Annotated in this window: 8 protein-coding genes; 3 read left to right on the top strand and 5 right to left on the bottom strand. The window is 44.6% G+C overall.

Annotation, left to right across the window (positions count from 1 at the left end; translation table 11 throughout):
• Positions 1–62: 62 nt before the first annotated feature.
• Complete coding sequence (gene guaA / locus ACFS6H_RS10945) at positions 63–1,601, top strand: glutamine-hydrolyzing GMP synthase (protein ID WP_386098250.1); 1,539 nt, start codon at positions 63–65, stop codon at positions 1,599–1,601.
• Between the two features lie 24 nt (positions 1,602–1,625).
• Positions 1,626–2,801: an amino acid ABC transporter substrate-binding protein gene (locus ACFS6H_RS10940; protein ID WP_386098248.1), complete on the top strand. Its 1,176-nt coding sequence runs from the start codon at positions 1,626–1,628 to the stop codon at positions 2,799–2,801.
• 281 nt (positions 2,802–3,082) lie between these two features.
• Here ACFS6H_RS10940 and ACFS6H_RS10935 read toward each other — a convergent pair whose 3' ends face one another.
• From ACFS6H_RS10935 to recG, 5 genes are all read right to left on the bottom strand, one after another.
• A complete protein-coding gene (locus ACFS6H_RS10935) occupies positions 3,083–3,382 on the bottom strand; it encodes a hypothetical protein (RefSeq protein ID WP_386098246.1) in 300 nt (99 codons plus the stop codon).
• Positions 3,376–4,179: a 5'/3'-nucleotidase SurE gene (gene surE, locus ACFS6H_RS10930; RefSeq protein ID WP_386098244.1), complete on the bottom strand. Its 804-nt coding sequence runs from the start codon at positions 4,177–4,179 to the stop codon at positions 3,376–3,378. Before surE ends, ACFS6H_RS10935 begins: the two co-directional genes overlap by 7 nt.
• Positions 4,180–4,321: 142 nt before the next feature.
• The gene (locus tag ACFS6H_RS10925; RefSeq protein ID WP_386098242.1) at positions 4,322–5,380 is read right to left on the bottom strand and encodes a PorP/SprF family type IX secretion system membrane protein; all 1,059 of its coding nucleotides are present in this window, start codon (positions 5,378–5,380) and stop codon (positions 4,322–4,324) included.
• Between the two features lie 157 nt (positions 5,381–5,537).
• Positions 5,538–9,230, bottom strand: a complete 3,693-nt coding sequence (locus ACFS6H_RS10920) for a DUF7948 domain-containing protein (protein ID WP_386098240.1) — start codon at positions 9,228–9,230, stop codon at positions 5,538–5,540.
• A 64-nt stretch (positions 9,231–9,294) separates the two neighbouring features.
• Entirely contained in the window at positions 9,295–11,439 is a 2,145-nt protein-coding gene (gene recG, locus ACFS6H_RS10915) for an ATP-dependent DNA helicase RecG (protein ID WP_386098238.1), read from the bottom strand.
• 122 nt (positions 11,440–11,561) lie between these two features.
• On the opposite strand from recG, the gene ACFS6H_RS10910 reads away from it, so the two are divergent.
• Positions 11,562–12,671, top strand: a complete 1,110-nt coding sequence (locus ACFS6H_RS10910; protein WP_386098236.1) for a glycosyltransferase family 4 protein — start codon at positions 11,562–11,564, stop codon at positions 12,669–12,671.
• The last annotated feature ends 69 nt before the right edge of the window (positions 12,672–12,740 follow it).

Raw genomic sequence — 12,740 nt, 5'->3', positions numbered from 1 at the left:
GCCCTGACAATGGGCAACCGCGGCATTTTTCTTATCCCGGTTTTTGCTACCTTCGCAGCACTATGACGGAAAAAATTCTGATTCTCGATTTTGGCTCTCAATATACCCAGCTGATTGCCCGCGCTGTAAGGGAAGCAAATGTTTACTGCGAAATTGTCCCTTTCCATAAAAATGTACAGTTTGAACCCGGTTTAAAAGGCATTATCCTGTCCGGATCGCCTTTTTCGGTTAACGATGAAAACGCCCCCGACGTACCGGTAGCTGATTTTATTAAAGAACTGCCGGTTTTAGGCGTTTGTTACGGTGCACAGCTTACAGCCAAAAAGTTTGGCGGTATTGTGGCTAAAAGTAATAAAAGAGAATATGGCCGGGCTATATTAAAACAACAGCAACATGATGTGCTGTTAAATAATATGAGTGCCGAAAGCCAGGTTTGGATGAGTCATAGCGACAGCGTAAAAGAAGTGCCGCCGGGTTTTGAACTGCTGGCTTATACCGACAGTATACCCGTAGCTGCCTTTAAAAAAACCGCTGCAGCAGGAGAACAACCTTTATATGGCGTACAGTTTCACCCCGAAGTGTACCATTCTGTAGAAGGTAAAAAACTGATCAATAACTTTTTAGTGGATATATGCGGCTGTAAACAGGACTGGACACCCGCCCATTTTATTACCGATACGGTGGAAGCCCTGAAAAAACAGATCGGCGACCGCAAAGTGGTAATGGCTTTAAGCGGTGGTGTAGATTCTACCGTTGCCGCCACTCTCATACACAGAGCCATCGGCGACAGGCTGTATGGTATTTTTGTTGATAATGGTGTATTACGTAAAGGTGAGTTTGAAAGCGTACTGGAATTATATGGCAAACTGGGCCTGAATGTAAAAGGTATTGATGCCCGCCAGCGTTTTTATGACGGACTGGCCGGTAAAACCGACCCTGAAGCCAAACGCAAGGTGATCGGCAGCCTGTTTATTGATATTTTCCAGGAAGAAGCAAAAGCAATTGAGGGCATCGGCTTATTAGGCCAGGGTACTATTTACCCGGACGTTATTGAAAGTGTATCCGTACACGGCCCGTCGGTTACCATTAAATCGCACCATAATGTAGGCGGTTTACCCGCACATTTACACCTGGAGCTGGTTGAGCCTTTACGCTTATTATTCAAGGACGAAGTACGTAAAGTAGGCCGTGAACTGGGCATACCTGCCGATATGATCGACCGTCACCCTTTCCCCGGTCCGGGCCTGGCTATCAGGATCCTGGGCGAGGTAACGGAAGAAAAGGTACGATTATTGCAAGATGCTGACCACCTATATGTTAAAGCGTTAAAAGATACCGGTTTATATGCAACTGTCTGGCAGGCAGGTACCATCTTGTTACCGGTAAAAAGCGTAGGGGTAATGGGCGACGAAAGAACCTATGAGTTCACTGTGGCGCTGCGTGCTGTAACCAGTGTGGATGGGATGACCGCAGACTGGGCACATTTACCCTATGATTTTTTAGCTAACATATCGAACGAGATAATTAATAACGTAAGGGGAATTAACCGGGTGGTATACGATATCAGCAGTAAACCGCCGGCTACTATTGAATGGGAATAAACCTCCCCTCATAAACACTTATTCATGAAGCAATTCATTGCCGTTGTTGTTTTTATTTTTGCCGGCTTTAGCCTTGTGCATGCACAACAGGACGGTAAAAAGAAAATAGCCATTTTTGCGCCCCTGTATCTTGATTCGGCATTTTCGGCCGATGGCGAATACAGGTACCCCAGTAACAGCATGCCCAAGTTTATTACACCGGGGCTGGAATTTTACCAGGGTGCGCAACTGGCACTGGATTCACTGGCACAAACAGGTGTACAGTTAGATGTTACCATTTACGATACCCGTGCCCGCTGGCAGAATGTAGATGACCAGTTGGATAAAGCGGTTAAAAACGGTACTTCCCTTATCATTGCCCATTGCAGCAATAACGAGTTAAGAAGTTTTGCCGATAAGGCCCGTGAAAATAAGATACCCGTTATTAATGTTAACCTGCCCAACGATGGCGGCGTAAGCAACAATCCTTATTTTGTAGTACTGAACCCTACCCTGAAAACTCAGACCCAGGGACTGTACGATTTCATTAAAAAGAATTACAGCGGCAGTAATAAACAAATTGTATTCTTTAAAAAGAAGAACAATTCCGAAGCGGCCATCAAAACAATGTTTGAGGATGCCATTAAAAACACACCGGGCAGCGCTGTAAAGATCAAATATATTGACCTGATAGACAGCTTTACCGTGAACCAGTTAAAAGCACAGCTGGACAGTAACAAGCAGAATATCTGCATTGTCGGTTCTTTTGATGTGAATTTTGGTAACAGGGTCATCAAACAACTGGCATCTTTCAGCAAACAATATAAATCGGTGGCAGTAGGCATGCCTACCTGGGAAAACCTGAAAGGCCTGAGCAAGCCGGAGTATAAGGGTGTGGAAATTGTATACAGCAACCCTTTTCATAATGCAAAAGCCGATAAACTGAGCCAGAATATCAACCAGTATTTCACACAAAAAATGTTTGCCCGTCCCAGCGATATGGTGTTCAGGGGTTACGAGGTTACCTGGAAGTTTGCCAAATTGTTACAACAATACGGAAACGATTTTAATGCCAACCTTACCAGTAAAAATTACCAGTTATTTACCGATTTTGATATTCAGCCGGTACTGGATAATGATACCATGACACTGGAGTACCTGGAGAATAAAAAGTTATACTTTGTTAAATGGATGGACGGGGTTGTGAAGCAGGTACTGTAAGATGTAAGATGGCAGATTGAATATTTGGATATTCAGATAAAAACGATAAAAGCGCCTGCGGCGCTTTTATCGTTTTTATGTTATCGGCTGCAGGCTTGGTATTTGGGTTGAACATTTGCTTAGCTACGTTGCCTTTAAAAACATTCCCAAAATCACTTTTATTTGGCTCTGATTAAAAAAAACGAGTATATCACAATGGAAAAGACGCCAACATGGCGTCTCTATTTGTCCATTGTCAACTGTCCATTGTCAATTGTCCACTGTCAATTCCTTTCTATTAGCTACACTACTTTTAATAATAATACCGCAATACCATAAATAACCGTGATGGTAAATATCCCCTTGGCTGTTTTATCCTTATTGGTATTAAGGTATAAAGTAAACAAAGCAATATTGGCCAGTAACATCAGCGACCCGATAGAGGTCAGCATCTGGTTTTGCGTAAAGAAAAAATGTAAAAATTCACCGAAGCTGAAACCGGTGCTCTTGATAAAATAAATGATCACCAGGCCAACAAATAATCCTAAAAAGCCGATGAGTATACCAAACTTAAAATTGTCGGTCTTAAATATGTTTACCACAGTTTTTCCAGTTTTTCTTTTAGCGAATAGTTGGTCAGGTCAAATTGTACGGGCACCACACTTACATAGCCATTGTTCAGGGCCCACACATCCGTATCCTTTGATTTATCGAAGTTAACAAACTCACCGGTAAGCCAGTAATAATGCCTTCCGTTGGGGTCGGTGCGCTCAATAAAATCTTCCTCGTATTTGGCATAAGCCTGTTTACACAGTTTAATGCCTTTGATATGCGAGGCTGGTAAAACCGGGATATTTACATTTAATACGGTATGTTTTTCCAGTTTGGTGCTCAGCATCAGCTCCACCACCTTACGGGCATACACTTTTGCGCCGGAAAAGTCGGCATCAATACTATGGTCCAGTAAAGAAAAACCGGCCGAAGGAATATTTTCAATGGCTGCTTCTACCGCTGCCGACATGGTACCGGAATAGATCACGTTAATACTATGGTTAGCGCCATGATTAATACCGCTGATACAGATATCGGGTTTGCTATGCAATACCTTATCAACAGCCAGTTTTACACAATCAACAGGTGTACCGGTACAGGCATAGGCTTCAATACCGTTAAAGGGATCAACTTTATGTAAACGCAGCGGGTGACCAATGGTGATGGCATGTCCCATGCCTGACTGGGGTTTATCCGGGGCTACTACCACTACTTTACCCAGGTCGCGAACAGCCTCTACCAGGTTACGGATACCCGGTGCCGTGATACCGTCATCGTTCACAATAAGTATGACGGGCTTTTTTTTCTTTACAGCCGTTTTTTTAGCTGCTTTCTTTTTTGTTGCCATGAGTGCAAAAATATACGAATAAGTTGGAAGTACTAAGTTATAAGTTTTGGGTTATACGCTATTGAAGTTATAAAAGGGAAGTAATTTATTATGGGTTGGCCGGCATAATAGTTCCGGACTTATTAACTATCCGTCTTCCCGACTAATATTTAAATGTAGGGCAAAGTGTCTGGCGGCGATTGCCTTTGAAAGTGTCGTATGCACCTTGTTTCACCAGGGATATTTCGTAAGCGCCGCGACGGCCATTATAGTTACCTAATGAAGAGATGGTAACATCGTAATTAAATGTAACCACATAATCCTTAAACCCGATGCCCACCATAGGTATAATGGCATCCTGGTGACGGTAATAAGCTCCGCCGATAAGGATGGTTTCGCCATCGCCGGATAAGTTATAATGGGCATTGGCACCCACAACTGTTTCAGTGGATTTTGTTTGCAGCGAGAAATAAACATTCGGATTCACGATCCATTGATCGTTTAGTTTAAAACTACCATTTACAAAAGCCGTATGCCGCATGGGGATGCGGTTATCAATACCCGGCGCTTCGTTAAAGAAGGATTCCCTTGGCCTGTTCAGGTGATGGGAGGACCAACCGATATTGAGGTAAACATTTTCGTTAGGGAAATAGGCGTAATTCAACCCGGCCTGTATATCCAGATAATTGATATTGGTATTGGCCAACACTACACTGGTAGGCATATTGGCATCAAAGAATTTTCCGTCAAACTGGTCGGGAAATTTCAGGTTGGTTACATTGATCCGTTTATTGGCCCAACCCACATTAAAGCCACCGCTTAATAAACTACCCAGGCCCAAAGTCTGGTGATAGGCCACCGAACCATATACCCTTGTGGAAGTAAGGTTTCCACTACCGGCCACATCTCTGAGTATTAAACCACCCACGCCCAACCAGCCGTCGCGGCTTTCATCATTGAGTAATTGTACATCACCAAAAGCACTCATGGTTTTATAAGGCACCGACATAATGGATGACCATTGGTTACGGTAGTTTGCCCCCACCCGGTAATCCGCATCGGGTAAAAAACCTGTATTGGCCGGGTTGGTGAGTAAGGGCGAGTTCATGAATTGCGAAAAATGCAGGTCCTGTGCATACATAACGGTGCCCGATAATAATACCAGCAGGGTTGCCAGCGATTTACCGATCCATTGTGTTTGTATGTACTTTTTTATATTCATGCCAGTCAATCAGCTAAGTTTTATTTACAGCATTTTAAATGCCGGGTAAGGTTACTGCAGCCCAGGTGTGCGACGCAAGGAACGATGCCAGTAGTACTACAGATGACAACCATAACTAAACTACATAATAAATATGAAATATTTTGTTATTGTTGTACTACCTGATCAGGGTTATATCTCCTTTCTTCGATGCCTTAGTGCCATCAAAAAATTCTACCTCAAGGGTATACGCATATACATCCATGGGCTGTACAGCGCCTTTTACCCTTCCATCCCAGCCTATGTTGCGGTCGTTTGTTTCAAATACTTTTTGTCCCCAGCGGTTCCAGATAATAAACCTCATTTTCGCAATACCAAAACCACGCACTTTTACAATACTGTTTACATCACCACTATTCGGGGTAAAGGCATTGGGCACATCGAGTGCAGGTTCAATGAGGGCACTTACCGGTAAACAGGTGGTATCCCTGCAACCTGTATTGGTAATAGCAATTAAACAGGCGTTAAACGTGCCGGTTGAGTTATACTGGTGCGATACATTGGCACGAGAAGTGGTTTCCAGCGTTTCGCCATCGCCAAAATCCCACACAAAACGAACCGCATTGGCCGATGATTGATTGCTGAACACCGTAGGCGTATTAACCTGTGGCGTTACCGGTGTAAACGAGAACAATGCTTCCGGCAGTTCATTTACCACAATAGTGAAATACGTTGTATCCGTCAGGTTACAGGTATTGGGGTCATTGGCCACGAGCCTTATTCGGTAAGTACCCGGCGTATTAAAGGTATGCGTGGGGTTAACCAGGGTGGAGGTATTATTGGCACCCGAAGCCGGATCATCAAACAGCCATTCAAAAGTTAAACCACCTATCGAGGTATTGGTAAAGTTTGCCGTATAAGGCGCACAACCCGCCGGAGGCGTATCAAAAGCCGCTTCTACATTGGCTGCTACCCGCACGGTGATAGTGAGTGAATCCGGATTATTACAGTAAGCCGTATCCCGTAATATCAGTTTTACATCGTAAGAACCGGGGTTGGCATAAGCATGTGTTAAAGAGTTTAAACCTGCAATAACACGAGGTGAACCATCGCCAAAGTCCCATACAAAGGAAGTATCGGTAAACGGTCTTGACGGATCGGTGGTGGACAGGTTATCGAAACGATAGTTAAACGCTTCGCAGGGAGCCAGTTTCACAATATCGGCCGCAAGATTAGCCCTCAGATCACCTACCCGTATATTAATATAAGACGTGTCCCTGATATTACAGCTGGAAGGATCGATAGCGATCATCATTACCCGGTAAGTACCAACCGTATTAAAAGTATGGGTTTGCGTATAACCCGTACTCGCCGGTAAAGGACCAATATTAAAACCGGAATAAGCAGGATCAGAAGCATCGATAGGTCCGGCACCATTATCACCAAAGTTCCAGATATATTCTGTGGCATTCAATACCTGGTCCCTGAAAGTCACTTCTAAAGGAAAACAACCGGCCGTATCGTTGGGCACACCACCAATGGCTGAAGACACATCACTGCCAACACCCGCCAGGTCAAGCTGTATCTTTAACATGCCCAGGTTACAGTTGGCAGAGCCGGGTTTGGTGGAACCCCACACACCTACGGTAGTAGGATAAGGAGCCAGTAGTCCACAGGCCGCACACATACTCTGGTAAATAATACCATTGGCATCAAAACGGCTGGTACCGCCATCTACGTGGTCAGGGAAACCTCCGTTTTGTCCATAAAAACTGGCATATAAAGGTTCAGGGCCCACCGCATCACGACGCATCACAAAAAAGTAAAAGTCGGAGCCGTCTGTCTGGCGGCCACTACGCCCCGGTGGCGTTACCGCGTTGGCCGTTGTGGGCATGGAGTTGGTAGTACCGGTTAATACACCTGCATAACCTTCCATTACACCTCCCCAACCGGAAACATATACATTTTCGCACCTGTCCACCAGGAAGGCAGTAGGTGAAATATTGGGGGTTGTGCCCCCGCTACCGAAAGTAGTGGAGTAAACATAGGCCGAAAGATCGGACCGTAGTTTAACAATAAATTGCTGTGAACTGGAACCAAAAGCACTGGCATTGATCAGCGGCCATGCACCATTGGTTGTACCCATTACATAGGCAAAACCGTTCCTGTCGAACTGTATACCATATGCCTGGGTAAAAGTATTGGCACCTGTTGCATTTGAATTAAGATAAGTGCCCCGTATCAGGGTATTACCGTCCGGTGACAGCTCGGCCACATAACCGGATATCGTGTTGCTTTTTGTGGGGTTGACCGTTCCGGTACTCTGGCCTGCAAACAAATCTGTACTCTCCGTACCACCGGCCACGTATATATTGCCATTGGGGCCTACACTTAATACATAAGCTGCATCGTTAAGCGAACCGCCTAAGTAAGTACCGAATAGTAAATTATTTAAATTAGGATCGAATTTGAGTATTAGTGCATCCTGGCTTCCCCTTAAAGTGGATTGGTAACGCCCCACGGTAAAATCTAAGTTGGCCGATTTTGTATTGGAAGCTACGAGTATATTACCGCCGCCATCTAAAATCACTTCACTGCGTCCGTCATCACCATAGTTACGGCTGAGTGAACTGGGAGATCGGCTTGTACTGATGTTTACTCCGTCATCACCTGCACCCCCAACCCTTACTGAGCCCAAAAGGCCGCTGCCTGCAGCGTTCAGCTTGGTAACAACAATATCATAGTTACGTGCCGGCCCGCCACCGCCAATAACACCATTGATACTCGAGGGATAATTATTTGAGTTAGATCTTCCGGCCAGCACCAGGTTACCTGCGGCATCTACCACTAAACTATGCGGCTGTTCGTTGCCATTACCACCAATATAAGTAGCATAGACCCTGTTTGTACCGTTAGGATTCAGTTTGATAATACCAATATCAAAGCCCTGCAGACCACCATCACTGACACCTCCGGCAAAAGTGGTTTGAAAAGCACCTGAAGAAGTAGGAAAGCCTGCGCTGAATACGATACCTCCACCAAAAAAACTGCCATCAGGACCATAAGTAGCGGTAAAGCCCCAGTTATCGCCGGTACTGCGCGAGAACGAACAGAAAACCAGCGTAGGGTCAATAACCAGTGTTGCTTTGGGGTCGTAGTTTTTTACATCAAAAGTGACAATATTGTTTTTTACCACATATTTTACCGCCACCTCCTTCATTTGTTTACCATCGCTCTGGTAACTGTATGGATAGGTTTCTACAAAATCGCCCAGGGAGGTATTGGTCACTAATTCTTTGTTCCGGATCGATAATTTATCCACCCCATCATACCGCAGGGCGATCTTTTTTACATCCCCGCCCGGCTTTACAATAATATCGTACTTCAACAGGTTATTATGGGTATAATACCGCACATCCACATTGGGGTACACCTCCTTCATTTCTATGGTCTGGTACACTTTACAATTAGCTGCCCATTTAGAGGGATCATTACCTACAAAATAATTGGTATGGGTTTCCAGCGCTTTGGAAGGAACCACTTTCAGGTTGGGATTGGCATTAACAAAATCAATATTATAGGCATGTGACCGCATCACGATCTTATCGGTCATCCGCATAGCCTGCTGGCCCATAAATTCATGGCCATGCATGGTAGCCATTACTTTTTTATAATCTTCAGGATTGTTTTGCAGGATGGTCACCCCGCCGTTACGAATGAAAAAGCTGCCGAAATTTACGTCGCCTTTGAATTTTACACGATCATCCCATTGACCTTTGTTCTCCACAAAATCGATCATACCATACTCCTGCTGCGCTTTCAACAGTAAAGGCAGTACAAAGCTTACAATAACTAACAGTAAATTTCTCAATGGCGTATATGAATTACATTCCTTAAAATAACGAATTTTAAAGGCAAAAGCATTAAAACTTATGTTAAGATATTTTACTCCACAAAGTTTTTCCCTTTTGCGATTGTAAGAACTGTTTTAGTACACGGTTTTCTTCCTTTTCCAATAAACTATCTTCCTCCAATAATTGTACCGCAAACTTCCTTGCCGTGTCTAAAATGGGCTTATCGTTAACGATATTAGCCAATTTAAAATTCAGCACCCCGCTTTGCCGGGTTCCGTCTATATCACCGGGACCACGCAGGTCCAGGTCCTTTTCCGCAATCTCAAATCCGTTATTGGTCGAGGTCATGATCTTGATCCGCTCCCGGGCATCATTCCCGAGTTTCTGACCGGTTAACAGTACACAATAACTTTTTTCACTACCCCGGCCCACCCTGCCACGCAGCTGGTGTAACTGTGACAAACCAAATTTCTCCGCACTTTCAATCACCATTACCGACGCATTGGGCACATTTACCCCTACTTCAATTACGGTGGTGGAGACCATTATCTGGGTATCATTCTCTACAAACCGCCGCATATTGGTTTCCTTTTGTTCGGCGGGTTGTTTACCATGTACCATACTGATCCAGTATTTAGGCTCCGGAAAATATCCTTTTACCGTTTCATACCCCCGCATCAGGTTTTCATAGTCCATTTTATCGCTTTCCTCAATCAGGGGAAAAATAATATACACCTGTCGTCCCAGGCCTATTTCAGCCTTTAAAAAATCCATTACCCGGCTCCTGTCGTTCTCATAACGATGAACTGTGGTAATTGTTTTACGGCCGGGCGGTAATTCGTCAATAATACTGTAATCCAGGTCGCCATAGGCCGTCATTGCCAGGGTACGTGGTATGGGAGTAGCCGTCATTACCAGTACATGCGGGGGCACGGCTGCCTTCTTCCACATTTTTGCTCTTTGTTCCACACCAAAACGGTGTTGTTCATCCACAATGGCCAGTCCCAGGTTTTTAAACACCACTGCCTGTTCAATAATGGCATGTGTGCCAATGAGTATATGAATTTCTCCATCCGCCAGTTGTGCCAGTGTTTCCCGGCGGGCCCTGCTTTTTGTAGAGCCTGTCAATAGCCCCACTTTTACCGGCAACCCTTCCAGTTGTTTGCTGATGGTTTCATAATGTTGTTTCGTTAATATTTCGGTAGGGGCCATTAAGCAGGCCTGGTAACCATTATCCAGGGCAATTAACATACTTAACAGTGCCACCATGGTTTTACCGCTACCTACATCGCCCTGTAATAAACGGTTCATTTGTTTACCACGGGCCGTATCCTGCCGGATCTCCTTCAACACCCTTTTTTGCGCTCCTGTTAACTCAAAAGGCAGGTAATTATTATAAAACTCGTTAAACAGGCCACCCACTTTCTCAAACACCACCCCTTTGGAATACCGGTGCCGGTCCAGCTTTAACAGGTTAAGCCTTACCTGGGCCAGGAAAAACTCCTCAAATTTTAAACGGCGTATCGCATTGTTATACGCTGTGGTATCGGGCGGAAAATGGGCATGTTTATAAGCCAGGAACCTGTTTTCCAGTTTCAATTGCTGTAATATATTTTCCGGGATATTTTCAGGAATATCTGCCGGTTTTAACTGGGCAAAAATAGCCTGCGATAATTTACTCAGCTGCCGGCCACCCAGGCTGCGGGATTTTAATTTTTCCGTAGAGGGGTATACAGGCTCCAGTACATCCTGGCCATCCTTTTTTGCAGGAACCCATAATTCCAGTTCCGGGTGAACGATCTGCGGCTTTCCCATAAAAAAGCTCACTTTCCCGAATACCAGGTACACTTTACCGGCTTCCAGCGCTTTCTGCACCCAGGTTATACCCTGGAACCATGCCACTTCCAGCACACCGGTCTTATCCCGTATTTCCCCCACCAGTCTTTTAGCCCGGTTCTCCCCTACCACTTCCAGGTTCATCAATACACCGGCCACCTGGATATAATCGGTTGCGGGTGTGATCTCGTTGATAAAAGCAACTTTTGTTTTATCTATATGCCGCAGGGGAAAGTGCTGCAACATATCGTTATAGGTAAAAATGTTCAGCTCCTTTTGCAACATTTCGGCACGTTGCGGCCCTACCCCTTTAATATAGGCAATAGGTGTTTGTAATATATACGGAGGATTACTAATAAAAGTTTTTTTACAAAAATAAGCATTCAGCAACGAGATTATACCCCGACATACCAATCTCCCGGTTTCCTGGCAGGGGTACTTGCAAAATCCAAAACTGCATATTACTTTTAATATGAAAACCAAAGAACTTTTCAGCCAAAACCATTTAATCCATGCCCGATTCCTATATCTTTTTACAGGCCGGCTTTTCCTTTACCGGCAACTTTACCATACCAATTCAGAGTTTTATAACAGCCTTTATTATTTCGCTGCTACTGGTACCCATACTCATAACCCTGGTAACACGTTACCGGTTACTGGACAAGCCAAACGCCAGGAAAGAACACCATACTCCCGTGCCTACCATGGGCGGTATAGCGATAGCAATTGGTTTTTTGTGCAGCTGTTTACTATGGCTACCCATTACCTGGAACGCTATCAACATCAGTTTTACACTGGGACTTATTGTTTTATTAATGATAGGCATGATGGATGATGTTAAGGATGTACCGGCCCGGTATAAATTCCTCATACAAATAGCAGTAGCAGCCCTGCTGGCAGTATCAGGTTTACGTATCCAGGACTTTGGCGGCATTATGGGTATTCACCAGTTACCGCTTGCAGCACAATACAGCTGTACAATTGTCATCATTGTAGGTATTACCAATGCCTATAATCTTATTGATGGTATTAACGGCCTGGCAGGCAGCCTGGCCTTCATGGGCCTGGTAACCCTGGGCATTTTTTTACAAATGGCCGGCGATACCACCGGTAGCTTACTGGCTTTTGCCCTGGCGGGCGGCGTATTGGGCTTTTTATATTTCAACTTAGACCCGGCTAAAATTTTCATGGGTGATACAGGCTCCCTCCTACTTGGTTTTGTTATTGCGGTACTGACCATCCGGCTCATGAACAGCAATATTGTATTACCTAACGGCACAGTGGTACAGGAAAACATTCTCGCCCTGGGCATTGTATTAATTCCTGTTTTTGATACGGCCAGGGTATTCCTGCAACGTATCTGGAAAGGAGGTTCGCCTTTTGTAGCCGACAGGACACATTTACACCATTATTTTACCAATAACGGCCTGGGACATGCTGTAACCACGGCCAGCATCCTTGTTATCAATGGCATTATATTAATGATCGCCCTGAAAGTACAATACAAAAATCCCAACGTGGCCGTATTGCTGCTGCTCACTTTTACGGGTTGTATCACCTACCTCTGTTCCAGCATTACTTATTTCAGCTTCGGCAAACAAAAAAAACTTTCCAACAGCTGATCCCCGGCAATTTTTAACGGTTAACTATTAACGCGAACGGCAAATAAATAAAACCTTCTACCCGTCATA

Origin of the sequence: Terrimonas rubra (assembly GCF_042686025.1) — a bacterium.
GTDB lineage: Bacteria > Bacteroidota > Bacteroidia > Chitinophagales > Chitinophagaceae > Terrimonas > Terrimonas rubra.
The sequence above is the reverse complement of the archived record's forward strand: the minus strand, read 5'-3'. Positions and strand labels throughout refer to the sequence as shown.